The sequence below is a fragment of the Paenibacillus illinoisensis NBRC 15959 genome (assembly GCF_004000925.1).
In the GTDB taxonomy this organism is placed as follows: Bacteria; Bacillota; Bacilli; order Paenibacillales; family Paenibacillaceae; genus Paenibacillus; species Paenibacillus illinoisensis.
Genome location: NZ_BIME01000002.1, coordinates 385,661 through 412,278 on the forward strand (window position 1 = coordinate 385,661; position 26,618 = coordinate 412,278).

The 26,618-nt window shown below is 46.6% G+C and carries 22 protein-coding genes; 13 read left to right on the plus strand and 9 right to left on the minus strand.

Annotated features, from left to right (window positions below; translation table 11 throughout):
* Positions 1–21: 21 nt before the first annotated feature.
* The 3 genes from PIL01S_RS07130 to PIL01S_RS07140 form a co-directional block, all read right to left on the minus strand.
* On the minus strand, positions 22–912 hold the full coding sequence (locus PIL01S_RS07130) for a carbohydrate ABC transporter permease (protein WP_127536904.1): 891 nt from the start codon (positions 910–912) through the stop codon (positions 22–24).
* A gap of 14 nt (positions 913–926) precedes the next feature.
* Complete coding sequence (locus PIL01S_RS07135; protein WP_095357605.1) at positions 927–1,817, minus strand: ABC transporter permease; 891 nt, start codon at positions 1,815–1,817, stop codon at positions 927–929.
* Positions 1,818–1,910: 93 nt separating this feature from the next.
* Entirely contained in the window at positions 1,911–3,515 is a 1,605-nt protein-coding gene (locus PIL01S_RS07140) for a type 2 periplasmic-binding domain-containing protein (RefSeq protein ID WP_127536905.1), read from the minus strand.
* A gap of 889 nt (positions 3,516–4,404) precedes the next feature.
* Here PIL01S_RS07140 and PIL01S_RS07145 point away from each other — a divergent pair.
* Entirely contained in the window at positions 4,405–5,631 is a 1,227-nt protein-coding gene (locus tag PIL01S_RS07145) for a multidrug effflux MFS transporter (RefSeq protein WP_127536906.1), read from the plus strand.
* Between the two features lie 352 nt (positions 5,632–5,983).
* Here PIL01S_RS07145 and PIL01S_RS07150 read toward each other — a convergent pair whose 3' ends face one another.
* On the minus strand, positions 5,984–6,601 hold the full coding sequence (locus tag PIL01S_RS07150; RefSeq protein WP_127536907.1) for a TetR/AcrR family transcriptional regulator: 618 nt from the start codon (positions 6,599–6,601) through the stop codon (positions 5,984–5,986).
* Positions 6,602–6,723: 122 nt separating this feature from the next.
* On the opposite strand from PIL01S_RS07150, the gene PIL01S_RS07155 reads away from it, so the two are divergent.
* Together PIL01S_RS07155 and PIL01S_RS07160 are read left to right on the plus strand one after the other, a co-directional pair.
* Positions 6,724–7,494: an alpha/beta hydrolase gene (locus PIL01S_RS07155; RefSeq protein ID WP_127536908.1), complete on the plus strand. Its 771-nt coding sequence runs from the start codon at positions 6,724–6,726 to the stop codon at positions 7,492–7,494.
* Between the two features lie 111 nt (positions 7,495–7,605).
* Complete coding sequence (locus PIL01S_RS07160; protein ID WP_127536909.1) at positions 7,606–7,842, plus strand: hypothetical protein; 237 nt, start codon at positions 7,606–7,608, stop codon at positions 7,840–7,842.
* A 146-nt stretch (positions 7,843–7,988) separates the two neighbouring features.
* Here the strand turns inward: PIL01S_RS07160 and PIL01S_RS07165 are convergent, their stop codons facing one another.
* From PIL01S_RS07165 to garR, 4 genes are all read right to left on the minus strand, one after another.
* Positions 7,989–9,350, minus strand: a complete 1,362-nt coding sequence (locus PIL01S_RS07165) for a TolB family protein (RefSeq protein ID WP_127536910.1) — start codon at positions 9,348–9,350, stop codon at positions 7,989–7,991.
* A 216-nt stretch (positions 9,351–9,566) separates the two neighbouring features.
* Entirely contained in the window at positions 9,567–10,886 is a 1,320-nt protein-coding gene (locus PIL01S_RS07170) for a gluconate:H+ symporter (RefSeq protein ID WP_127536911.1), read from the minus strand.
* Positions 10,887–11,009: 123 nt separating this feature from the next.
* On the minus strand, positions 11,010–12,452 hold the full coding sequence (locus PIL01S_RS07175; protein WP_127536912.1) for a four-carbon acid sugar kinase family protein: 1,443 nt from the start codon (positions 12,450–12,452) through the stop codon (positions 11,010–11,012).
* Entirely contained in the window at positions 12,439–13,347 is a 909-nt protein-coding gene (gene garR / locus PIL01S_RS07180) for a 2-hydroxy-3-oxopropionate reductase (protein WP_127536913.1), read from the minus strand. Before garR ends, PIL01S_RS07175 begins: the two co-directional genes overlap by 14 nt.
* A gap of 314 nt (positions 13,348–13,661) precedes the next feature.
* Here garR and PIL01S_RS07185 point away from each other — a divergent pair, with 314 nt between their 5' ends.
* The gene (locus PIL01S_RS07185; protein ID WP_127537208.1) at positions 13,662–14,312 is read left to right on the plus strand and encodes a GntR family transcriptional regulator; all 651 of its coding nucleotides are present in this window, start codon (positions 13,662–13,664) and stop codon (positions 14,310–14,312) included.
* A 76-nt stretch (positions 14,313–14,388) separates the two neighbouring features.
* Here the strand turns inward: PIL01S_RS07185 and PIL01S_RS07190 are convergent, their stop codons facing one another.
* A complete protein-coding gene (locus tag PIL01S_RS07190; protein WP_127536914.1) occupies positions 14,389–14,790 on the minus strand; it encodes a VOC family protein in 402 nt (133 codons plus the stop codon).
* Between the two features lie 451 nt (positions 14,791–15,241).
* Between PIL01S_RS07190 and rarD the strand changes: the two genes are divergently transcribed.
* The 9 genes from rarD to PIL01S_RS07235 all read left to right on the plus strand — a co-directional run bounded on the left by rarD (position 15,242) and on the right by PIL01S_RS07235 (position 26,591).
* Positions 15,242–16,120 carry an EamA family transporter RarD gene (gene rarD / locus PIL01S_RS07195; RefSeq protein WP_110823011.1) on the plus strand — a complete coding sequence of 293 codons (879 nt, stop codon included), beginning with the start codon at positions 15,242–15,244 and terminating at the stop codon, positions 16,118–16,120.
* Positions 16,121–16,459: 339 nt separating this feature from the next.
* The gene (locus PIL01S_RS07200; protein WP_127536915.1) at positions 16,460–17,212 is read left to right on the plus strand and encodes an FCD domain-containing protein; all 753 of its coding nucleotides are present in this window, start codon (positions 16,460–16,462) and stop codon (positions 17,210–17,212) included.
* Positions 17,213–17,228: 16 nt separating this feature from the next.
* The gene (locus PIL01S_RS07205) at positions 17,229–19,274 is read left to right on the plus strand and encodes a hydantoinase/oxoprolinase family protein (protein ID WP_127536916.1); all 2,046 of its coding nucleotides are present in this window, start codon (positions 17,229–17,231) and stop codon (positions 19,272–19,274) included.
* Positions 19,271–21,259 carry a hydantoinase B/oxoprolinase family protein gene (locus PIL01S_RS07210; protein ID WP_127536917.1) on the plus strand — a complete coding sequence of 663 codons (1,989 nt, stop codon included), beginning with the start codon at positions 19,271–19,273 and terminating at the stop codon, positions 21,257–21,259. Before PIL01S_RS07205 ends, PIL01S_RS07210 begins: the two co-directional genes overlap by 4 nt.
* Positions 21,260–21,317: 58 nt before the next feature.
* Entirely contained in the window at positions 21,318–22,454 is a 1,137-nt protein-coding gene (locus PIL01S_RS07215) for an ABC transporter substrate-binding protein (RefSeq protein WP_127536918.1), read from the plus strand.
* Between the two features lie 57 nt (positions 22,455–22,511).
* Positions 22,512–23,630 carry an ABC transporter ATP-binding protein gene (locus PIL01S_RS07220; protein ID WP_127536919.1) on the plus strand — a complete coding sequence of 373 codons (1,119 nt, stop codon included), beginning with the start codon at positions 22,512–22,514 and terminating at the stop codon, positions 23,628–23,630.
* Positions 23,627–24,544 (plus strand): ABC transporter permease, encoded by a 918-nt coding sequence (locus PIL01S_RS07225; RefSeq protein WP_095286716.1) that lies wholly within the window; start codon positions 23,627–23,629, stop codon positions 24,542–24,544. Before PIL01S_RS07220 ends, PIL01S_RS07225 begins: the two co-directional genes overlap by 4 nt.
* Entirely contained in the window at positions 24,537–25,358 is an 822-nt protein-coding gene (locus PIL01S_RS07230; protein ID WP_127536920.1) for an ABC transporter permease, read from the plus strand. Before PIL01S_RS07225 ends, PIL01S_RS07230 begins: the two co-directional genes overlap by 8 nt.
* Positions 25,359–25,376: 18 nt before the next feature.
* A complete protein-coding gene (locus tag PIL01S_RS07235; RefSeq protein WP_127536921.1) occupies positions 25,377–26,591 on the plus strand; it encodes a M24 family metallopeptidase in 1,215 nt (404 codons plus the stop codon).
* Positions 26,592–26,618 lie beyond the last annotated feature (27 nt).

Sequence of the window (26,618 nt, forward strand, 5' to 3'; positions counted from 1 at the left end):
TCATCCTGCAAGCCTCTTACGTTACCCTTTAACACTGCCAAGTACCAAACCCTTCGTAAAATACTTCTGGAGAAACGGATAAACGAGCAAGATCGGAATGGCACCCAAAAACATCTGGGCGGCACGTCCGGTTCTGGCGTTCATCATGGAGAGGAGTTGGGTGTAATCGGAGCCTGATTTCAGCATGATTTGTTCAAAGCTCTGCAGGAGCGTCTGCAAATAGCTCTGTAACGGATAATTGGCCGGATTGTTCATATAGATAATACCGTCGAACCAGGAATTCCAATGGGCAACGATACTAAACAACCCTACAGTTGCGAGAGCAGGTTTAAGAAGGGGGAGTAAAATACGGACAAGGACTTGTAAAGGACCTGCACCATCGATAATCGCGGATTCTTCAATCTCTTCTGGCAATCCTCTGATGAAGTTCATGAGAATGACCATACTGAAGACTGGTAGAGCGCCAGGTAATATCAGTGACCAGATCGAATCGATCAGTCCCATTTTGACCACCACGAGATATGTTGGGATTAATCCTCCGTTAAATAGCATGGTCACGATGAAAAATCCCATATATACATTACGTCCCATCAATTTTTGCTTTGTTTTTGAGAGCGGATACGCTGTAAGCACAATCAGGACAAGATTAACGAGTGTTCCAAGCAGGGTACGTTTGATGGCTACCCAAAGGGAAGAATAGAACGCTCCGCCGGATAATGCAAATTCATACGCTTTTGTCGTAAATTCTACGGGCCAGAAGGTAACACTGCCTGCAGACACTGCCGCACTGCTGCTAAATGAAACGGCAAGCAGGTTGATAAAAGGCAGAATGCATAGTAGAGAGATGATCATCAATATGGTGTAGTTTATGATATGAAACAGACGTCTACCTATACTGTTATCGTTGATCATAGTGATAGTCCTCCTTAGAAGATGCGATAGCCTGCTACCCTATACGCCAGGAAATAAGATAGGGCCATCAGTATCGTGGAAATGATGGATTTGAATAATCCGACAGCGGTACCAATGGAATATTGCGCCTGTTGAATCCCTAAACGATACACATAGGTATCAATAATATCGCCTGTTTGATAAACCACAGGGGAGTACAGGTTATAAATTTGATCAAAACCGGCATTAAGTACATTTCCAAGCGATAATACGGTCATCAACACAATAGTGGGCATAAGAAGCGGCAGAGTAATATATATGGTCTGCTTCCAACGTTTGGCTCCATCAATCACGGCAGCTTCATATAGCCCGGGATCAATACTCGTCAGGGCTGCCAGATAAACAACGGTACCAAAGCCAAATCCCTTCCAGATATCACTTATAATCATGGTCCACGGAAAAATAGATGGCGTGCCTAGAAATGAGATTTTCTCTATCCCGAATACCCCTAAAAACGAATTAACGATGCCGTCGGCGCTAAGAATATCGAGCATAATTCCAGCCATGATGACCCAAGAGAGGAAGTTGGGGATATAAACAAGGGTTTGGAACGTGCGTTTGACTGCGCTTCTTACGACCTCGTTAAGCAGTAAGGCGAAGATAACAGGCACAATAATGCCGCCAATGATCTTGAAGACAGACATATACAGCGTGTTCCAGATCGTCCTAACGAAATTGGGCTGATTAAACACGTGCGAGAAATTGTCCCATCCTACCCATGGAGAATTGAACCCCAGCCCCGGATTGTATTTCTGAAAGGCAATAACGAGTCCGTAGAATGGGATGTAACTGAAGATGAAAACCAAAATTAAGCTAGGTATCAACATTAAATGGTAGGGACTCTGCTGCTTTAATTTTCTCAGCATTCATTTTCCTCCGTTCACGGTAATAAGATCGAATCTCCAGCAAAATAAAAGGGGAGAGAAGTTAAAATTCCTCATCCCCGCTACAAAACCTATTTATTTTCCGTAAGCTTCATTGACTGCCCGGCTGGCTTCATCCCCGCCGGCAGCTCTCCAGTTCTGAACAATCACATCGAAATAATCGATACTTTCCGTACCCATAATGATCTTGGTGAATCCTTCGGTCAGGATATCATCCAAGGTTGTGCCGTAGCTCGCCAGCGCTTCGGGAGTTACTCCCCAAAGTCCTGTCTTGACATAGTTCCCGCTATCGAGCACTTTTTTTGCAAGACCATAAGCATTCTTAGGAGCGCCTTGCTGCAAATAGTCACCGACTGCTCCTGGCGTTGCATTTTCCATGAATTCAACACTGTTATTATATTTTTGCCACATTCCCGAAGTGGTGAGGCCGCTGGTGTCCTTGGACTGAAGCGCAGCGGATACCGCCTCAAACTGCTCATAGTCGGAGTTCGGATTAAGTACACGGAAAGCTCCAACCACGTGAGCGATATCGTTGTCCAGTAAGGCGGATAACGTTTCTTTCGATTCCTTGCCCTGGCCCTCATCTACGATATAAGCGTAGTCGTTCAGGATTTTAATGATTTCTTCAGCATGTTCAAATCCCTTTTTCATGACAATATAGTTGCCGTTCGCGAAAGAGATCGATTGTTTTGCTTCCTTACCGTCGATTGTGGGGATGATATACGGATAGAAGATGGCGTCCTTGCCCAAATTGGCTACCGTATCAACTCCAGGGTTATAACCCCACCATTGATAGTAAGGCTGCATGCCCACTTTGCCGGCGACAATATCGGCATTCATGGCATTGAAGTCTTTGATCGCGAATTCCGGATCAATGATGCCAAGCTTATACCATTCGGCCCATTCAGCCAGTGCTGCTTTCATCTCCGGTTGAATTGAACCATATACGAGCTCTCCGCTGCTATCCTCGATCCAAATATCCGGATGGGCGTTCCATGCGATGGCGAGCAGATTCAGATAATCCAGCGATTGATCAACCGCCATGCCATAACCACCGTGCTTTTCCATAAATTTCAGTGCGATATTCTTGATATCTGCCACTGATTTTGGATCTTCGAGGCCGAGTTCTTCCTTCCAGTCGTTCCTGATCCAGACGAAGTCCGGTTGATCAATTAAACCCCAGTGCATTTGTGGTATCCCGTACAATTGGCCGTCCTTTTTACCCGATTCGAAACTGTCTGCATCCGCTTTCATATATCCTTTGAGACGGTCGGAGGCGTGCTGTTCAAATGCATCTGTAAGATCCATGACCATATCTGCTTCGACTAATTGCCGTAGTTGTGAAGGATTCACCCGAAAGACGTCAGGAAGATCGTTCGATGATATGGCCAAATTCAGTTTGGTATCGTATTCATCACTAACCCAGTCTGTTTTTACATCAATATTAAGTTTCTCTTTGTATCTCCTGATCCACACATTGTTGGTGATATCGTCACCCTTAGGATATTTGGCCGAAGTGTATTCAGAGGTTACCGTGTGAATGGTTACCGTTCCAGCCTCGTTGGTTTCTGAGTCTGTGTTCGTTGGACTTTTCCCGGAGCTGCCCTCACTCGTGCACGCGGCCAATAATAAGGATGAGATGCATAATGACAACATGACCAATTTGCTTTTCTTGTTCATTTCTTTTCCCCCTTATTAGCAATATTTCAACAAATCTATTCTTGAAAATATTGTAATCTAGAAAGGGATAACGCGATATCAAAGTTATTGACGAGAACGCGTTCATTTTTTACTTTTGAGTCAGAGAGGAGAATGGAGAAGAGGAGAACGTGCACATATTTTACTTTGGACTAAACCTTTTTTTACTCAGGAATTGGGTTTTGGTTTTTTCAATACGGAAGCAGAAGGAGTGCGCGATTCATATAAGTCAAAATCAAAGCAAATTCAATGATGTAAATCAGCTGATCTCCCGGGCTAACACCCAACCCAAATCGTAACGCTGGGCATAAAGTGGTGTTAGGTCAATTACCTATAAGGAGTGAATCTGAAAATATGGCATACCCACAATCCATTTTTCCCTATCCTGCTAATCCCTTGGGACTTCAAAATTGCATTAATCGTTTCACGTATATGTGGCTTAGGAATGGAGACAACTTTTGGTTTTTCTTGACAGCGGTCGGTGAATTCAGAGCCTATGGCTACAGATTTTTTGGCGGGAGATGGAATCAGTATTCAATAGGATTGAGTGAGATTCGTTCCTTCAATTGTTCTCCGGTTCCAACGTTATATTAAAACAAAGCACCGAAGCTGCCGAGTAATTGGGCAGCTTTTTTTTGTGTTGTTTGTGGTTGAAGGTTATGTCAAACGAATAGTAAATGATTAAAAACCGTTAATCTAAAATGATTTACGGTTTTATTTTACTTGGTTTAATACATGAAGGGTGGCTAACGAATAACAGTTCGTACAACGCTTGAATCATGAACGTTCAAATATAGCTTGACCTAAAGTTAACTCTAAGAGCTATACTATCTAAAGGTTTAAAGTAATGTTTAGAGAGAGGTATGGATCAATGATTAAAAGCAACAAATGGAATGTTGCAGGCCTGGCCTTATTATTGGGTTTATTTTCAACCTTGGGCCCATTCACGATCGACATGTATTTACCAGCATTCCCTGAGATTGCATCAACGTTCAACACGAACGCTTCACTTGTTCAGTTCAGTCTAACTGCTTGCTTACTAGGGCTGGGTGCGGGACAACTGGTCATGGGACCACTGAGCGATGCTTATGGAAGACGTACACCGCTACTAATCTCCATGGCAGCCTATATCATCTGTTCATTAGCGTGCGCCTACGCTCCGAATATTGGTCTGTTGATTTTGTTTCGCTTCACTCAAGGTTTCTCGGCTTCAGCAGGAATCGTTATTTCCCGCGCGATAGCTCGCGACCTTTACAGTGGACATGAGCTTACCAAGTTTTTCTCCTTATTATTGCTCGTAGGGAATTTGGGGCCTTTGGCAGCACCGATCGCAGGCAGTGGCGTTCTTTCATTTACGACATGGATTGGTGTGTTCATTTCACTCTCCGTTCTGGGAGTTTTCTTATGGGCAATGACCAAATGGCGTCTGAAAGAGACGAACCCGCCGGAACGACGCGTTGCTCCTAACTTCAAACTTCAGTTACGTAACTATGGACAGCTTCTACGTGACCGGAAGTTCGTAGGTTACATGCTGGCACAGGGAATTATGACGGCTGGGGTTTTTGCATATGTAGCAGGCACACCTTTTATCTATCAAAATATATATGGAGTCACGCCGACGGTTTTTGCTATATTATTTGCTTCCAACGGGATCAGCTTGATCATCGGCTCTCAGCTTGTAGGCCGGTTGGCACAGCGAATCTCTGAGCAGACGCTCCTATTATCGGGACTATGGCTTGCACTAGTGGCAAGTATTGCTGCCTTGATGGTGACGCTGGCTCACGGCCCTCTTTTTGCTCTGGTTATACCGCTGTTCTTCTTTGTATGTTCTATTGGGATTACGTCAACAGCAGCATTTCCACTTGCCATGGAGAGTCAAGCCAAAAGTGCCGGAAGTGCCGCAGCATTACTTGGGGTTGTTCCCTTCTTGCTTGGCGCGTTGGTCGCTCCGTTGGTGGGAATTGCGGGTGAAGATACAGCTGTTCCATTGGGCCTTACTTTGTTAGGGACGAGTATTGTTGCTATTATCACTTACTTCGTATTGGTTAGAAAGATACCCGATCATACTGAAGAGGTTCAGTCCGATCTCAACATGTAGATATACGAGTCCTAAAACATTGTACTTTGAAAAGTCGCTGATACCATTTAGCGGCTTTTTTTATACATAGGGACCAAACGCCTAGTTAGGAGCAGGAATAAGAACGTGTACGAATAGCTATACCTGAAAAGGACGTACTCCAATAAATAATCAGAGAATTGAAAATTCATCCACAGGCATAAAGTAAGGTAATGATAATGTTTGAGGCTTTAACTACAACACAGTATGTAAAACCGCAGCCAAGCGCTAAGCTCGACTGCGGGCAACAATCTAATAATGCAGTTCAAGAACAGATCTGAAAAAGTTCCCTCAGGAAATCAAAAAAACATAATTACACTGGAGCAACCATAATCTAAGTTGATTTCGCACCTCTCAGAAAGATACCTACTAACCTTTGGCCCAGTGCAAGATTAGATTCATACTTTTGCGGGGTGTTCTCCCGATTGCCCATTAACATCAGGGTCGAAAAAGTCTCAGCTAAGAACATGGGATCGTCTTCGCGAAGAGTTTGCTGGTCCATGGCCAATTGGAAATGGGTCGCCAATACCTCATGAATGCGAGCCTCGGCTTCTCTGATTTCCTGAATTTGATTTTTCTCAAGAAAAGGCTCAGCTTCTCTAATCATGGTTTCAACCTCTGCATGCGGGTTCGCCAGTCTGGCCTCGGCCAACCGTATAAGTCCATCCTCCAGATGTTCAGCATGATCAAGAAAGTCTGAAGTTACTCGGCGTACATTCTGGAACATGGTTATCATAGCTACCTTAAAAAGTTCAGGCTTGCTAGCAAAGTGATAGTATATGGTCGGCTTAGACACATTGCATCGTTTTCCAATTTGTTGGAGCGTGACAGTTTCGTAGCCGTATTCCTTGAACAATTTGGAAGCAGTTAAAATGATCGTTTGCTGTACAGAAATTTTGGTGTCCGCTTGCTTGGGTCTTCCGGGCAAACGTTTGGGTGATTTATCTGGCATTGCACACTCTCCTCCATGAATATTTTATGACAAACCTCGTTCATAAGCAAAATCGACTTGTAATTATATTTACCGGTAAGTATAATTTGTATGAAATGAAACGAGTAATGAATAAAGGTGGAATGAAGTTGAAGACAGCAAAACGCAGTAACAAGTGGAAAAAGGTACTCATTTGGTCTTGTCTATCCGTAATTATAGTTGTGATTGGACTTTTCGTTTATCTCCAATCCGTCACGTATAGTCCGTCGGAAAGAGCCGAAGCAGCCATGAACCCGGATAGTCAGGTTAGCATCAATAAGATCAAAAATGGCTATCGGTTTGAACCGGTGGGTACCGAAATCGTGGAACCTAACATCATTTTTTATCCGGGAGGTCTAGTGGAACCAGCCAGTTATGCTCCGTTTGCCAGAAAATTAGCAGAAGAAGGACATAGAGTCTATATTGCCGATATGCCTTTCAATTTGGCCATGTTTGGGGAAAACAAGGCGGATTCTTTTATTGAGGAACATCCAGACGAAGCCTTTGTAATTGGTGGCCATTCGCTGGGTGGAGTTTTTGCATCACGGTATGCTGCCGAGCACACAGACACGCTGGACGGTGTCTTTTACTTAGCATCCTACGCCGATGAGAGTGGAAGCCTAAAGGAGACGGACTTGTCAGCCTTACAGATCACTGGTACAGATGATGGCGTGCTGAATTTCGAACGATGGGAAGAATCCAAAATAAATCTTCCTCAAAACACGACATATGTAAGCATCAAGGGCGGTAATCATGGGCAGTTTGGCTCGTACGGGGAACAAAAAGGAGATCATGCACCAGCAATTACTGAGGAACAGCAATTGGAGGAAGTAGTAGCTGGACTCGAAGCATGGTTTAACCTGATAAATCGCTAATAGCTAGTTGTGAATCTTCGAATCCTTGATTGGAAACTATTTATAATTACCTTCGTATGTACTATGATACATAGAAGGGAAAATAAGGAATAACTTCAAGGAGGAAGATGGTTGAAAAAGAGCACAAAATGGGTATTATGGATTTTGGGATTCATGCTGGGCGCAATTTTTATTAATTTTTTCATGAATTTATTCAGTTTCGCTTATGCCTTGATTACTGTACTTTTACTTGCCTTAATGGGATGGGGATTCGTAGTAAAGTTAAAGAATGATGTTCGTCAGCACGAAGATCATTATCGAAGAGAGTCGCATACTGAGATAAACGATATTGAAAGGTACACAAGGTAGATCATATCACATACCTCACAGAAAACAGCCGCCTATTTCAAGGCGGTTTTTCTATTTCATTGGCAAGGATGATGTACTTGGTACAGGGGTGCAAAACACTGTTTTCGTTCTGCACCTCTTTTTAAATTAGCTTTTCTTTTTTTATGTTAAATGAAAGTCAAAGTTTTTACCAGTGAGATTAAGTGATCTTGATCGGCCCACAAGATGAAATAGGAATACGTACTTCCATGAATCACAACAGGCGTAGGGTATTTGACAATAAGTGCCGCCTGATTTCTCATTTCTACGGCTTGGTCTTCTGAAGGAAATATGAAACAGGCTTCCTGTGCTTGAACCAATGCAGGAAAGATTCGTGGATTGGTTCCATAGGGTTGCAGGACATGGAAGGCTTCGGCTCTGCATACTGCGTGAATTTCCTCTTCGGAAGATATCGCCGATATCTGAAAAAATCCGTCCGATCCTTCGAATCGTTCTTCGGTCACTTTGCGCCAGTTTCGCGGATAATAGAAGGATACCTTGTATACCTGGTTTAGGTATAATTTATAGGAATCATGTTCATGGAATTGTGGTGACCAGGCTAGAGATGTAATCCACTTGGCTTCAACAATTTTAGTCGGATGATTAGGGTGATCTAAATCAATAACCCAAATTTCGTCTGCTTGTTCTTGATTGCTGCATCCTGATAAGTATGCAAGTCGTTTCCCGTCCGGAGACCAACTAAGCGGGGTGGAGAAACAGGTGGAGACCGCCCATGTTTTTTGCTGCCCGCCAGCTCGCCTGTCAGTCTGGATGAATGAAACGTATTGATTATTCACGATATCTGTGGCGCTGTATGCGACTGTCGTAGAGTCTGGAGACCATTCGGGAAAATAGTTCTTGGCCTGAGGTCCACCTTGGAGTTGGGAGCTTACTCCTGTTGATAAATTCACGGTAGTGATTAAGGAAATGCTGGCCCCTGGGGATGTATATAGAGCAAACTCTCCATTCGGAGATATTCTGACATTGTGGAGTGGCCCCTCCGTATTACGAGTTAATTGCTGTTTGTTCATGCCATCCCGGTTGATCTTATATAATTGAGTGATGCCTGCTTCATCTGGTGCTGCATACAGGAAAGCTTCTCCAGAGGGAAACCATTGAACATCGGTGACTCCATATTGAACGATCGAGCCGCTGGTATGCGTGTAGATATTGTAGATCACAATCCGATGGTCCTTTACATAAGTCAAGTAATGACTATCCGGTGACCAGCTTAGTAAAGTATAAGGTTCAATTTGATCAATCTGTGCCCATGTTCTGCTGTTAAGATTCAATACCATCACAGTATTATTCTTGCCGATAAAGGCGATATGCTGAAGATCTGGGGACCAATATGGAATTGAAAACTCTTCACCAAGATTCTGGGTTAGCTTCATGGTCCGACCTGTTAATACGTGATATAGCCAAATGTCGTACGAACCACCCCCAACATTAGAATTAAAAAGGATTGCTTCACGATCAGTACGATTCATATGCCAATCCGTCCTTCCATTCGAATTCCTACAATATATTCAAGAATGGTAAATAGGCGAATTATTTATTATCGTACCTTATGTTATAAAGCTTGAGGACATAAATACAGATAACAGGCACATGGCATATCAATGGCCTTCTTAATGTAACATCACAAAATAAAGGCATCGTTCTGATAAGAACGTGCCTTTATTACTTGGTTACCTATTTACGATTTACATGAACATATCCATAATCAGAACACCTGCAAGTCCCACAAGTGAGATTATCGTGACCATGACCGACCAGGTTTTTATCGTTTTACCGATACTAAGATTGAAGTACTCCTTGTAGATCCAGAATCCTGCATCATTGACATGAGAGAAGGTAACGCTACCGGCACCCGCTGCGAGAACCATCAATTCGGGACTTACGCCCGTTGCAGCAACCAGAGGTGCGGCTATACCAGCTGCTGTCATACCGGCTACGGTTGCAGAACCGACAGCAATTCTTAAGATTGCTGCGATCAGCCAGGTTAACAGGAGTGGAGAGAGGGTCGAGCCTGACATGAGATCAGAAATATATTGGTCAATATGACTGTCGATCAAAACTTGCTTAAATGCACCACCACCGGCGATGATTAAAAGGATCATTCCGATTCCGCTTACAGATTCGCTCAGTGAGGTCATAATCTCAGGCATTTTTTTGCCCAGATTTAACCCGAAAGTAAAGATAGCCACAATAACTGAAATTAACAGAGCGACATTTGCATTACCGATAAAGTCCGTTACTGGCGAAATTGCTGATTCAGGAGCAAAAATCTCAACAATGGTTTGAAGTGCGATCAAAATGACCGGTAGAAGAGCTGTAAAAAGACTGATTCCGAATTTAGGAAGTTCTTCTTCTTTGAATTCCTTCGGATTAAATAGACCTTTAGGGATATCAATCTGCAATGCTTCTTTTTTAAACAGCTTGGTGTAAACAGGACCCGCAAGGATAAAGGCAGGGATCGCAATAACTATACCCAGGATCATCGTTAATCCGATGTTGGCTCCAAAAACGTTAGCAACCGCTGTCGGTCCAGGATGCGGAGGCACGAATCCGTGCATGGTGATCAGCGCTGCAATAACGGGCATTCCCAGATACAGAACTGGCACGCGTGCAGCTCTCGCGATGGTAAATACCAATGGAATTAATACCACTACACCTGTTTCAAAGAATAAAGCGATTCCAACAATAGCCGCCGTAATAACTGCCGCTAGCTGAGTCCGTTTTTGACCGAAGGCACCTATCATGGTTGTGGCAATACGCTGCGCACCACCTGAATCAGTCATTAGTTTCCCGAGGATACCTCCGAAAATAATAATCATCGTTAAATGTCCGAGCGTCCCACCCAGACCGGATTCGATGGATTCGACAGCTTGAATCGGTGTCATTCCTTCCAGTACGCCAACCGCCAGGGATACAATAATGAGTGATATGAAAGCGTTTAACTTAAAAGCCATCATTAATATGAGCAGTAAAATGACCCCGATGGTAACAGAGATAATTGGCATATACTTTTCCTCTTTTCTATATTAGCTTGATCAAAGAGACCACAATGTAAGGAGTGCACGATTGATTTTTGTTATATTTATTCATCAGTGTTACTCCTTACAGTCTGGCCATACTAAACTGAATTAGAATGATTTCGTACTCAACATTTCAACGACTTCTCTCAAATCCGTTTTGGTACCGACGTTACCAGGGAAGATGACATAGGAAATCCCCGGGAATTTACTTTCACTGCCTGTTGTCCACACGGGGATACCTGGACGAATCTGTCCAGCAACGGTAGCTCGTTTTACTTCAAGGCCGTTCGTTCCAATATCGCTCGAGGTAATGCCACCTTTAGCAATGATATACGATGGTCTTACTTCCAGCCGTTTGACAATACTCGTGACGGCATCCGAAATTTTGACGGAAAGTTTTAATTCCTCTTCTTTTCTGTCTTCTCCAAGATCCAAGCGTTCTCTTCGGGTATAGACAGCCACATTTTTACCTTGAAGAATGAATTGGTTGGTAGTCTCCACAACTCTATTAAGCTCGTTCTCGAATTGATCGGGCTCCAGAACAAGATGAACATTAAATTCAACAAATTCTACTGCACCGGACTTTCTCAGTTCTTCAAACTGTTCCGTTGTTTTCTTAACATGGGATCCGATGATGACTAGTCCGCCATGATTTGTGTGATCACTCATCATCTCATCACGAGTGAGCAGACTTTTGTCACTAACGCCTCCCATGACCTTCGTAAGGGCAGCAGCACTTCTAAACATCAAGTGTTTACCTTGGTTGATGGCTCGAATTAAAGCAATGGTGAAGATCTGTACATCGGCATAGTCGATTGCATTCACAATAACTTTGTTAAAACCTTCAACGTTCAACAGCTGCTGTTCAATCAGATCCAAGTTCATGGCACGCAGACTTTCAAGCGAAATGTAAGTCATGTGTTCAGCTTTATACTGACCATTCGATTTTTCCTCAGCCCACTCACCCAAATGGGACTTGGTGTAACCAAAGGTGCGGTCCTTGGCGAATTCGGTTTCTCCAGCAGGAACCAGTTCCGTATCATACTGCACGTAGTGAACATTATCGATCGTGAAGCGTCCGCCTTCTTTGAAGAAAGGAAGGATGATCTCACCGTCAAATCGGATATCTGACTGGGCTTCAACGGTATCCTTCAGTATTTCCGTTTCCAGCGGGTAGTGGCCTCTAAGTGTGGAATCTCCACGACTAATAATGGTGAACTCAAGGTTGTTTTTCTTGGCAGCTGCTACGATATTTGCAGCAATGTCCTGGTGTGCTTTTGTCGTTTCTGCAGCAGTAAATCCGCGTGAGTTGGTGAGAACAAAGAACATCGAATTCTCTTCCTTAAAACCTCTGTCGATGCTTTCCAACGACCAATCCGTATAGACCGATACACCATGTACCGTTTGGACACCAGTTGGATCATCATCCAACACGATAATTTTGTGATTAAAGTGTTGAAGCTCTTTTTCAATCATTTCATGGACAAGAGTGGTATCCACAGAAGGAATGTTGCTGAACACTTCTTCAACAGACCGATTATTCGTTTTCATGGTCAAGACCCCTAACTTCGACATTTGCTAATTTTTCATAATACTGTACGATCCCGCCGTGATCGTTCATTAATTTCCCGTCAACTTTTAGGGCATGGAATATTTCCAACAGGTGACTGGAAAGGGGAAGAGGTACTCCAATCTCGTGAGCTGTATCCATGACATTCGTAATATCTTTCATATTGATCGCAATCGTGCCTCCCGGGGCAAAGTTTCTGTCCAGAATAAGCGGAACTTTGGCATCCAGAACAGCACTGCCTGCTAATCCGCCTCGGATTGCCTGATACATTTTCTCAATATCGATGCCCGCTTTGGCAGCCAGGACAAGGGCTTCGGACATCGCAGCAATATTCAAGTTAACGATGATTTGGTTCGCGAGCTTCGCTGTAACTCCGCATCCGCTATCTCCAACTAGGGTGACAGCCGTTCCCATGTCAAACAATACGGACTTGGCTTGTTCGAATACGCTTTCTTTACCGCCCACCATAATGGCTAATGTGCCATCAATGGCTTTAGGTTCTCCGCCGCTAACGGGTGCATCCAAAAAGCCGACGCCTTTTTTCGCTGCTTCTTCAGCAAGAGCAATAGAAACAGCAGGAGTGATGGAACTCATATCGATAATAATCGAGCCTTCTTTGGCTCCGGATAAAATGCCCTGTTCCCCCAAAACAACAGCTTGCACATGTTGGGATGCAGGGAGCATCGTGATGATGATTTCACAGTTTTCAGCGACTTCTCTAGGTGAGGAGGCTGCAGCTGCACCTGATTCTACCAATATTTGTACCGCTTCCTGATTCAGATCATTAACGGTTAGTTCGTGTCCTTTTTTTCTAAGGTTTAGAGCCATCGGTTTCCCCATGATGCCGAGTCCAATAAAGCCAACTTTTTTTGCCATGTTGTTTTCCTCCTAATAACTTTTCTAAGAAAGGCTTATATGCCTATGAATTGAGTTCTGTACACTGATTAGATTCAAACAACGTTGAAGTGAACTTGAGTTTCTGAAAATAAAACGATTGATTCAGCAACCGCTTACATCGTTGTTTGCGTTTTCATTGTATACTAAAAATTAAAAATTGTATACATTAAAATATAAAATTGTATACATTAAAATATAAAATTGTATACAATTAATGAAATTACGTATACTTTTATTGCCTACCATCGTTTATTGGAATGATTTTATGAACATAATTTGGTACTATATTTATGATGAGAAATGAAACTGAGGTGAAGTTAGTGCATGACCATAATAGCTCACGACCGGCGTATCATCAGTGTTACGAAATTCTCCGAGACAAGATCTTAAACGGTGAGCTTCCTAGCGGTACAAAGATCGTTGAAGAGAAACTAGCTGCAGAGCTTGGAGTTAGCAGAACGCCCATAAGGGATTCCATACGAAAACTGGAGAACGAAGGATTAATTGTTCAAAAGAAAGTGGTTAAGCCAACGGAAAAGGACTTACGTAATTTGTTCAACGTTCGGATATTGTTGGAAGGGTATTCAGCTAAATGCGCGGCGAATTTCCTAAAAGACAACGAGATTGAGGACCTGTACAAGTATGTGGAAATCGGGAGATCGGGGACCAAGGATGAGATTATGTCCGCGAATGAAAGCTTCCATAATGACATTGTAAAAGCGAGTAATAATCCGCTCATGATCGATATTATAGACCGGATGCAGGCTATTATTTATCTGTTCAGGAAAACCGTTGTCATCTATAATCGTCCTCACCTGATTGATGAGCATGAAGAAATATATAATGCAATCAAGTCCAGAGACGGCGAGAAAGCCGAAGAGTTGATGAAAAAGCACCTGGAGAACGACCTGAACTTTTATCTCCATGTCATGAGCAATCAGTAAGAGGCAAGAGGGCAAGAGGGTAAGAGGTATAACGAAAACGCCGGTGACCTTAATAAAGGTTACCGGCGTTTTTCAATTAGCGTTTCGGCATTTTGCTCTCATCCATGTAGAGCAGGTTCCACCGATGACCGTCCAGGTCTGCAAATCCAGCACCATACATCCAGCCTTCATTTTCAGCTGGTTTGCCAAAGATGCTTCCTCCGGCAAATTCAACCTTCTGAATAAAAGCATCGACTTCTTCTCTGCTATCAGCACCAATAGAGAATATGACTTCTGCGCTATGGGAAGTATCTGCGATGGTTGAACCTGTGAATTTCTCAAACGCCGCATCCGGGAACAGCAGAATGGTGGTTTGCCCGATGGTAAGCTTGGCTCTTTCGCTACCAACGCTCACCGCATGGAATCCAATCTCATTGAAAAAAGCAGTTGATTTCTCAACGTCTTTGACTGGCAGGTTAATCCAGATCTCCTGTGACATGGCTGTAGCCTCCTGGTATATATTTCGAACTATACTTACTATACCCTACTGCAGCTTCCCAAGACAGCATGAATTGGAAGACTGTGGTAAAGTAAGGAGGGACCGGACCTTCATCAATATTTGCCTGTTGTGATTACTGTGTTAATTTACTCGTATTTTAGTCAAAAAAAGAGAAGAAATGTTCTGGAAAAAATCTCGTTCACTTGCATTCGGATTATCATTGCAATAACAAGCTGTATTTTTTCACTTATCGTATTATTAGTGACTCAGCAACATTTCATGAGAGCAGCTGGCTAACAATTGGTTGCTTTTTGATATGTTCTTTGCAAGATACCTGGAGGGAAGGTCAAGAGCGTGGCTTGCTGCATGCCTTATTATTTCCTTTACTTAGGTTAGGATCAAGGCGTATAATCCGTTCTGACATCAGAGAGAGAAGAGGAGAATTGGATTCATGAACAACGGGTTAGTCAACGCTATAATTGCTTATATCATGTGGGGGGTTCTCCCACTCTATTGGAAATTGTTCAACGATGTGCCAGCAGGCGAGATTCTGTCCCACCGTGTCGTCTGGTCGTTTGTCTTCATGGGTATTCTCGTGGCTGTCCAGCGCCGCTGGGGTGATATGAAGCGGATTGCTGCTAATCGGTCACAGCTGCTATCGCTCGCCACAAGTGGACTGTTGATTGCAGTGAATTGGCTTATTTTCATCTGGGCGGTCAACAATGGGCACGTTGTTGAGACAAGTCTTGGTTACTACTTGAACCCACTGCTAAACGTACTGCTAGCCGTTGTTTTCCTTCATGAGAAGCCTAACCGCGGCCAGTGGCTCGCCATTGCTATCGCTGGTGCCGCGGTGCTCATTATCGCCATCGACTATGGTCGTTTTCCATGGGTCGCGATCTCGCTGGCTGCATCGTTTGGCTTGTATGGACTTGCGAAGAAAAAAACGGTGCAAGACGCTTCTGTAGGCTTGTTGTCGGAGACGGCTGTAGTGCTGCCCATCGCGCTAGGCTACTGGATCTATTTGGCGGTCGTAGGAGAATCGACTGCATGGACGCTGTCTTCGTCTATGTTCATAGGCCTGCTTCTTTCTGGCGTGGTAACGGCGCTGCCGCTGTTATTTTTTGCGCGTGCTGCTGCACGGATGTCGCTGTCCACACTCGGATTCGTACAATACATCGGGCCAACCATCATGCTGTTCCTAAGCATATTTGTATTTAAGGAATCCGTATCGCCGGTTCTCCTTGTTGGGTTTGCGTTGATCTGGACTTCACTGATCGTATATGCGATATCGTCCGTACGTGGCACGAAACTCGCGAAAGCGAGCTGACGGCAGGGGAGATTTGGTTTTGTCATCATGGCCATTTCCGTCCAATGGATGGAAGTGGCCTTTTTCTGTTTATTTCCTTTATGCGGCAGGATCCTTCATAATTATTAGGATAATTTCAACTTCAATTGAATGACGGGGAAGTTGCCCTTGAAAAAACACACTGATTTTTTGAGAGAGTCGTCACTACACAATTGTGGACGTCAAAATATTAACTTTAATCCACACTAATTTGGTCTGAATGATTGATATTATGTTCGATAGAAGATATACTTCTGTTAATTACGTTAATCATCAGTGAGTAACAAGAAAGTGAAACTTACATACATAGGAGGGAAACATGTGGCTCCAGAGTTATATGAATTGGAATTGGAGTACGACCTGCTGAAGCAACTTCAGGATGCAACTGCTCCAATCGGTGCAAGTACGCTCGTTCATACGTTAGGCAAAAAATACGGATTAAGCCAGGCAACGATAGGCAGACGGCTAATGGAAATGGACGTTGAAGGATATACGACTCTGGAAGGCAGGAAAGGTCGTATTTTGACCGAAGCGGGTTCAGAACGGCTGAAGTTAATTGAACGGGAGCTGCAGCAGAAAAATGCTAACTCACGCCTGATGCAGACGCTGAACCATTCTGGGGAAAAGGCGCTTCTTGACATTCTTGTTGCACGAAAAGCGCTTGAACGGGAGATTGCTTCGTTGGCAGCAGAACATGCCACAAAAGAATATATCCATCTGCTCGAACAATCCATTAAGGAGCAGCATCGGAAATTGGAGCAAAATATCATACCTTATGAGGAAGATCGGGAATTCCACCGGTTGCTCGCCTTTGCCGCCCAGAACCAATTTTTGCGCCATGCCGTGGAATTGGTATGGGACACCAGCAGAGACTTTCTGGAGACTGCGTATATTCGGCGCACTGTTGGGAGTGAATTGGTGGTGGATCATCGTCAGATCCTGGATGCCATCATATCACGGTCCCCGGAAGATGCCGAAGCGGCCATGGTCAATCATATCAATCAGATGATCGAAGATGTCAAACGTTATTTTGCTATAAAAAACCAGATATTAAACATCGAGGAAGCGCGTTGAAAAAGGAGATGAACTTGTGGACAAAAACTATCGCTTGGGTATCGACATCGGAGGCACGTTCACGGACGCACTGGTGACGGATCGGCAAGGCAGGATGGTGGCTGCACTGAAGACGCCATCTATCGCAGAAGCGCCAGAACGGGCTATTTTTAATGCATTGGATCAGCTTCAGGAACAAGGTGTGGACATTGGCGATATCGATTTGTTTGTGCATGGCACGACGCTAGGTGTGAACACGTTGATCGAACGGAATGGAGCTGTAACCGGACTGATCGTAACCCAGGGCTTTCGGGACATTCTCGAAATTCGAAGACTTCGCCTAGAGGATACGACGAACCTGTACGGTGATAAAACGGAGGCGCTCGTACCGAGATATCTCGTCAAAGAAATTGAAGAACGGGCGCTAGCTAGTGGAGACATACTGCAACCACTTAACAAAGATCAGCTGATGCAGGCGGTTGATGAATTGGTGGACGAAGGCATTACCGCACTGGCGATCAGCTTTATGCACTCTTACGCTAACCCTGCTCATGAGAAGGAAGCAGAAGAGATGATCAGGGAACGGCATCCGCAGTTGTTCATTTGCCGCAGTAGTGCCATCTGGCCGCAGCAGCGTGAATTCGAGCGGACACTTGCAACGGCCATGAATGCATATGTGGGAGAACGCATGGGTTCGTACTTTGTCAGGCTGCAGGAAGGCATTCATCAGTACGGTTTAAAAGCAAATCTGCTCTCCACGATGTCCAACGGTGGCATTATGACAGCGGCAAGTGCTGCGAGTGAACCTGTTCGCACCCTGCTCTCGGGTCCTGCTTCAGGTGTCATCGCAGCGACGCATATTGCCCGGAAGGCCGGCATTGATCAGGTGATCACGTTCGACATGGGCGGTACAAGTGTGGATGTGGCTTTAATTGACAAGGAGCCAGCGTATTCCATGGAAAACAAAGTCGGTGATTTTCCGGTCATTTTGCCGGCAGTTGACGTTACGGCGATTGGCGCAGGAGGTGGATCGGTTGCATGGCTGGACAGCGTCGGTGTGCTCAAGGTTGGTCCACGCAGCGCCGGCGCCTATCCGGGACCTGCGTGTTACGGCCGAGGTGGCGAGGAACCGACAACGACGGATGCTTACCTGCAGCTTGGCATTTTGCAGGCAGATCGTTTCCTTGGTGGTCAGATGAAACTCCATCCAGAGCTCGCAGAACGTGCACTGAACACGGTCGGCACGAAGCTGGGACTTGACGCATCACAGACCGCACAAGCGATTCTGGATGTGGCCACAGCGAACATGTACGCCCAATTTTCGCCTCTAATGGCTCGTAAGGGTGTTGATCCGCGTGATTTCACACTGCTGGCCTACGGAGGAGCGGGACCAATGCATGCGTTTCTGATGGCCAGGGAAGTCGGGATCCGGCGTGTACTTGTGCCACCTGCTCCTGGAACACTTTGTGCCATGGGTTGCACGGTGGCAAATCTCCGAAACGACTTTGTCCTATCGCTGCACAAGAGCAGCCATGCATTAGACAGTGGAGAATTGGCTTCCTATTATGCAGATCTGGAGCAGCAGGGGCGAAGCTGGGTAGAGGAAGAGGCTCGGGGCAGTGTTGAACTCGAGAGCGTCTACTGTCTCTATAGTGCCGATATGCGATACGAAGGACAGGCCTTTGATCTGGAGATTGCCCTAACGCAGGAGGAGATTGCCAATCCTGAACAGGCCAAAGAGAAGTTCCATGCGTTCTATCATAATGTGTTCGGAATCAGCCAGCCGGAATCCGAAGTGATGTTCATCAGCCTGCGGGCGACAATTGTCGGCATCGTACCAAGCCATGGAAGCGTGGATTCGTATGCCCAAGTCAGTCATGGCGGGGGAGCAGAGGAACGAACGATAACGTTCGATCATGCGCGGGGAACGGCGAAAGTGCTAACTAGAGAACAGATCCCGTTGGAAGCAAGTATTCCGGGCCCGGTCATTGTGGAGGAATACGATACGACCATTTTTGTTCCTCCAGGTTATAACGTAAGAAGGGATGCGCACGGCAATCTGATCGGGGAGGCGACGGAATGATCGCGGACAAGGTGTTTCTGGAAATTTTCAACAATCGAATCCAAGCGGCAGTCGAAGAGATGGCAAACGTCGTTCTGCGAACGGGATTTACCGCTTTTGTCAAAGAGACCGGTGATTTCGGTACTTATCTGTTGTCTCCTTCCGGAGAGACGTTTGGTTCACCGCTGGAAACAGGGTATAACCTTTCGCTCGGTATTCCAGCAGAAGCAACGATACGCAGCATTGAGGATTGGCAGGAAGGGGACTTGGTTATCTGCAATGATCCTTATGCGACCAAAGGCATGGTAACCCATCTTCCAGACATTCATCTCATTAAGCCCTACTTCCACGAGGGGCGCATCATTGCCTATGGGATGTGTTTCGTTCACTCGTCCGATGTTGGCGGTAAGGTACCTGGAAGTGTCTCTCCAAGTGCATACGATATTCATATGGAAGGCATACGCATCGCCCCAGTCAAGTTATATGAAGCAGGCGTGTTAAACGAGCAGGTAATGCGAATGTTTCTGGATAACAGCCGGATTCCAGAGCAAAACCTTGGGGATCTCAAAGCGCTGATGGCAGCCTTGAATCGGGGTGAACAGCGACTTGCCGAACTGATCGCGCGTTATGGCGTGGAACGGATTGAGCAGGGCATCGAGCAATTGCTCGAATATGCCGAAATGAAGGCTCGAGCCATCGTTCGTGAAATTCCGGATGGAGCTTACGATTTCTGGGATTATCTCGAAAAGGGACCCGGAGGCTATCCAATCCGTTTACGATGCAAAATGACAATCGAAGATAGCAACATTCATCTTGATTTCAGCGGTACCGACCCTCAGGTCCGGGCTTCGTTTAATATCCCGACGCATAATCAGCAAGGCCACTACATGCTAGTACCTGCGTTGATTCGCTATTTCCGCACCCTGGACCCGACAATTCCATGGAACTCCGGCATGATCCGTATGGTGAGCAATTACGCGCCACCAGCCTCGGTGTTGAATCCGGAACCGATGGCCGCTGTCGGCGCACGAGCAGCCACGTTTATCCGTCTGATGGACGTGATCACGGGTGCTCTTAGCAAAGCCGAGGCCAGTAAAGTGCCTGCTGCCGGAGCGGGACAAGCCTGTATCGTCATGATGGCGATGACGGATGCAAATGACGGAAAGAAAAAGGTTGGGGTCATCCAGCCGATCTGTGGTGGTTCCGGAGCAAGACCGATGAAAGACGGCATTGACGGTATGGATTTCGCCGTTGGTCATCTGCGCAACATTCCGGCAGAAACGGTGGAGGCCGAGATGCCGGTTCTCATTGAGCATTACGGGCTTCGCGAAGACTCCGCGGGCGCCGGGGAATACCGCGGCGGAAGCGGGATCGCCTTGCGGGTTAGAATCGTCACACCAGACACGGTCATGACGGCACGCAACATGGAGCGCATGGAATTTCACCCTTGGGGCCGAATGGGCGGTGATGTTGGAACGCATGGAGAGGCTATTCTGAATGAGGGGCTTCTCGATGAGAGAGACCTTGGCCGAATTGACGAACTGCTGCTGCAACCCGGCGATACGGTGACCTTCCTGTCCCAAGGAGGAGGAGGATATGGAGATCCGTTAAACCGAAATGTCCAGTCTGTGCTCGCAGACGTTCGAAGCGGTTTGCTTTCCATTGCAAAAGCACGTGAACTTTATGGCGTCGTGGTGAAGGGCACGAATATTGACGAGTCCGAAACGCAATCACTGCGGGCGACTATGCAGATTAATGTGGAAGATTTCAGTTATGGTCCAACCAGAGACCAATTCGAAGCCATCTGGAGCGATGAGATGCAGCTGACGTTGGGACAAGCGTTAAAGGAATATCCGCTTGCTCTTCGGGATTACCTGAAGCGCCGTACGATGGATATTTTGGAACAAAGGCATGCCGATGGACTGTCCGTGACAACAGAGGAAATTGCGTCCACCGTGAGCGGATTAAGGAACAACATCGGACTGCATGGAGCCGGTCGTACGTAAGCCTGCAAATGTGAAGGTGTATGAATATTAAACCAACTAATCTTATGGGGGAATTCACATGTTTAAATCAAAACGCAAACGTTTTTTCAGCTTGGCCTCATTAACACTGACTGCTTCACTTATTCTTTCAGCCTGCGGCGGAGCAAGCAGCTCGGGAACTGCTTCAGAGAATGGGGGCACTCCGGATAGCAGCGGCGACAAAATCAAGCTGACCATGTTTATCTGGGCAGGCTCCAATCAGGATATCGTACCTAAAGAAGTGGTTGCGGAGTATGTCAAGGAACACCCTAACGTTGAAGTTACTTTCGAGGAATCCTCCAATGCGATCATGTATCCCAAAATGGTAGCTGGCAAACAAGCCGATCCGAACAATCCGGTTGTCAACTTCGGTTACTTTAATGCAGATGCCACAGCCAAAGGCGTAAACGATGACATGTGGGAGCCGCTGGATACCAGCATCGTAACCAATATCAAGGACATTCCTGAACAATTTCACCAGCCTGACAACAAAGGCATCGTATGGGGCGTATCCAGCTTCGGCCTGGTTTACAACAAAGAACTGGTAACTACGCCGCCAACCAGTTGGAATGATCTGTGGGATAACGAACAATTCAAAGGCAAAACGGCATTATGGGATTACATGTTCTATTCCTATATTTCACCTCTGATTGCAACCAAAGGTGAGGAGATCGGCGCATCCTACGACAATCCTGAACCTGCATTTCAATATTGGGCTGACCACAGTGATCAAGTCGGCACGCTCGTTACATCCAACGACCAGTTAAAAGCTTTGCTCGAATCCGGTGATGCCCTCATTGCACCATTCAGTGCGCAAGTCGCTCAAACCTGGATTGATGACGGTTCACCGCTGGCTGTAGCCTACCCGGAAGAAGGGGCAATCTCGTTTCCGTACTCGCTCCAGGTCGTTAAAGGTTCAACACCAGAACAAACACGCGTGGCGAGCGAAATTATCAACGAGCTGCTGAGTGCAGACGCGCTCACACGTTACGCCGAAGCAACCGGCACACCAGTGACCAGCACAGCTGCTGCTGTACCGGATAAATACAAGGATGATCCATCGTTCTCTGTTGAGACCCAGAGCAATGGCATCAATCCGGATTGGGACGTACTCGCTCAGAACAGCTCCACATGGAAGGACCTGTGGGATCGTCTTGTGAAAACCAATCTTCAATAACATGGTCGCCTGGAACATAGACGAGATGATTACCAGGCAGGAATAGGAGGATCCGAGATGAGCAATGAGCACCAATCCGTCTCGATTGAGGCAAAGCATGTTACAAAAATCTATGACGGACGGGCTGCCGTCGATCAAGTCACGCTTCAGGTCAACAAGGGAGAGTTCGTATCCCTTCTCGGTCCGAGCGGTTGCGGCAAAACAACGCTGCTTCGAATGCTGGGTGGGCTCGAACAACCCGACGACGGAATCATTCTGCTCGGTGGGCAAGATGTCACGGGTGTTCCAGCATACGGCCGGAACAGCAATATGATTTTCCAACAGTTGGCACTGTTTCCGCATATGGATGTATTCAACAACATCGCTTATGGACTCAAGGTGAAAAAGACCCCAAAAGCAGAGATCAAACGCCAGGTCCATGAGATGCTGGAACTCGTACAACTTGGAGACTACAGCAGAAGGGCGGTATCTCAGCTATCTGGCGGACAAGCACAGCGTGTAGCGATTGCGAGAGCATTAATCAACAAACCGGAAGTGCTGCTGCTGGATGAACCGCTCTCCGCGCTGGACATGCAGCTGCGTCTTGATATGCAGCGGGAGTTGAAACGCATTCAGCGGGAATTCGGAGGTACCTTCATCTTCGTCACACACGATCAGAGCGAAGCGATGAACATGTCTGACCGCATCGGCGTTATGCGTGCAGGTCGGCTGCTTCAATACGCAACGCCGGATGAAATTTATGAAAGACCTGCCGACAGCTTTGTAGCCAAGTTCATTGGGGATACGAACCTTTTGGACGTTTCGGTTGTCGAGCCTGATTCAAATGGAATACGTGTAAGCATTCTGGGACATTCGCTGCTCGCAGGAAGCAATGAAGAACCTGCTGCGTTCCGGCCAGGGGCGAAGCATTCCTTATCCATCCGTTACGAGTATATTCGTCTAGGGCAAGAGGCCGCCCGTTGTGCAAACCAGTTGCAAGGTCGCGTTATTGAGAGTGTATATGGCGGGGCAAGTATCCGTTATGTCATCGAAACGCTGGATCATCTTCGCATTCAGGCGAGTGTACCGCATCAACGCGGAGGAACGCGATATTCCCCGGGCGAATCTGTCCAGCTGGGTTTTGACCCAGATGATGCTCTGCTGCTCGCAGACTCAGGGACGGGTGCGGCATCATGAGCCGGATTACCGACAAGGTCGTCGATGTATACTCGTCCGGCAATCGCAAATGGACGACCCAATTGCTTCTGCTCTTGCCCGCGCTGCTGTTGATGGGCATCGTGTATCTCGGCGGGTTGCTGATATTCGGAAGATACAGCTTCGATATATACGACAATGGCAAATTGGTCCGCGGCTGGGATTGGAGCACATATCGGGCTTTTCTGACAGATCCGTATTATTGGAAACTGATCGGAAATACGTTCCGCATTGCATTCAAAGTAACCGCGTGGAGTTTGCTTCTCGCTTATCCGCTCGCATATTGCATCGCGGGCTTGAAGAAGCCGGGATGGAAGCAGTTTTTGCTACTGCTTACGTTTCTGCCTCTGCTCGTGAGCGCGGTCGTGCGTTCCTATGGCTGGCAGCTGCTTCTGTCCAAGCAGGGTTTCATGAATTGGCTGTTCATTCATCTGGGTTTGACAGAGGAAGGCTTCAATATGATGAACAACGAGACAGGCGTAGTCATTGCACTCGTACACATCTTCCTGCCCTTTATGGTCTTTCCGATTCTGAATGTGCTCTCCCAGAGTGATGCTTCACTCAAGGCGGCTGCACATGATCTCGGAGCAGGAAGCTGGCGGACCTTTTTTACCATAACATTGCCGTTGTCGGCCAGAGGTATTGCTAGCGGAATCCAAATCGTATTTACCTTGTGCCTGACGGCATTCACGACCCCTCAGTTAATCGGCGGGGGAAGGGTAATGACGCTGCCGGTCTTCATCTACCAGCGAACACTGGACACCAACTGGCCGATGGCGGCAGTTGCTAGCTTGTTCCTGCTGGTGTCGTCCGTCGTGGTATCGTTGCTGGTCAACAAAGGAGCGGAGTGGCTTATGTTCCGCCGTTCCCGGGAAGGAGGACGTGCACATGGTTAAATCGGGACGTGTGACAAAATGGCTACTCACGGTGTTCGTTGGAGCGGTCGCCATATACTTACTGCTTCCACTATTAATGATTGCATTCACTTCCATAGGCTCGGGATCAGCAAGCAAATTTCCGCCTCAAGGGTTCACCTTGGAATGGTACGCCAACCTGAAAGAACAAACCCAGTTTCTTGATGCTTTCAAAAACAGCTTGATTGCTTCAGCAGGAGCTGTCATTTTGGCACTGGTGACGGGCACGCTCGCTGCGGTAGCCATCGTGCAGTATCCTTTTCCTGGTGCGGGATTGCTGCGAGCTTTCTTTGTATCGCCCATGGTCATGCCCAAAATCACACTCGGTATCGCATATCTAATTCTGTTCTCTAAAATGCACATCGCAGGCGGATTATTTGGACTTGTACTAGGCGAAGCCGTCATTGTACTGCCGTTTGTACTTACCATCGTGGGCAGTGCACTGGCCAACCTGAAGTCGGTCCATCGGGAAGCTGCGGCTGATCTTGGGGCAAGCCCTTGGCGGATCTTTTTTACCATTACGCTGCCTCAGCTCAAATTCGCCATATTGTTGTCCGGATCGATCGCCTTTGTATTTACGTTTGATCAAGTCGAAGCTGCATTGCTGCTACTTCGTCAGGACAGCTATACACTGCCGATCCAGTTATTCCTCTATATGGAGAAGTGGCAGGATCCAACGATCGCAGCCGTATCGGTTGTATTGATTGTCGGCGCCTTGGCACTATTTTTGGCCATCAAGCTGGTGCTTCGCTCCATTCCGGGGCTCGAAGGATGGTTTGGAAGCAGAAAAAAATAAATGGAAGGAATTGAAAACATGAATCCACAGCAACCATCCGAAGGTTCAGGCTTAAACAGGGACCGCGCAGATGAAGTAATGAAAGCGAAGGGACTTCAAGCCCTTATCGCGACGACGCCGGAAAATATCCATTATGTCATCGGATCGCAATTGCGTGCCAGCAATTGGACGATGCAGATCTATGCGATACTACCCGCTGACCGTTCTGCAAGGCCGTGCATCGTCATTCCGACGAATCGTCTGGGCGTCGTTGCTCAGTTTGGTATCACCAACGTTGACATATTTGCTTATAGCGATTTCTTCGTTGAGGGAACGATTGAAGGCAAACCTTCCACCGCAGACATCGATCTGTTCTATTCCTTGCTGCAAACGACTGTGATTCACCAAGGGGCAGCAGATGCCCTTTTTGCTGCGTTGAAACACCTCGGCATCGAGAACCAGCCTATTGGTATCGACGAAATGCGGATTTCGCCGGATATTATGGCACAGGTCCAGGACGCATTGCCAGATGGAGCTGTTATACCTGCTTATAAATTATTCAGGCATATCCGACTAGTCAAAACACCATTCGAAATCGAACGGCTGCGCCGCGCGGCAGAGGTCAATGAACGAATTGAGCAGGAGCTGATTCATCTGATCGCCGCAGGCGTGCACGAGAAGGAACTCGCCGATCATTACCGGATCGCCGTGATGCGTGCGGGCGGTACGCCAGCGATGACAGCCGTGGGAGCAGGACCGCGCAGTGCTCTGCCGCTGATCGAAAATTATTTCCACACGATCGAGCAGGGAGACCAGATCCGCTTCGATCTATGCATGCAGTTAGACGGGTACTGGGGGGATACGGGCCGTACCGTCGTTGCGGGTGAACCAACGGCCTGGATGAAAAAACATTTTCATGCGGTGAAGAGCGGTTGGGAAACTGCCCTAGAAGCTGTACGACCTGGTGTCAGAGCATCGGATGTATTTCATGCGGCGGTATCCCGCGTACAGCTGGAAGGGATCCCTCATTACCGGAGACAGCATGTGGGCCATGCGATCGGCCTCGAGCTGTATGACGACTTGACCATTTCCCCGGGTGACCAGCACATACTGGAGCCAGGTATGGTTCTTTGCGTGGAAGTCCCTTATTACGAGCTTGGCGCAGGTGGCTTTCAAATCGAAGATACGGTTGTCGTGACGCCGGACGGATATGAGTTTCTGACGCATATGGAGCGCAAATTATTCATTAAATAACGAATCCCGGAAGGCTTCGAGCAAGCG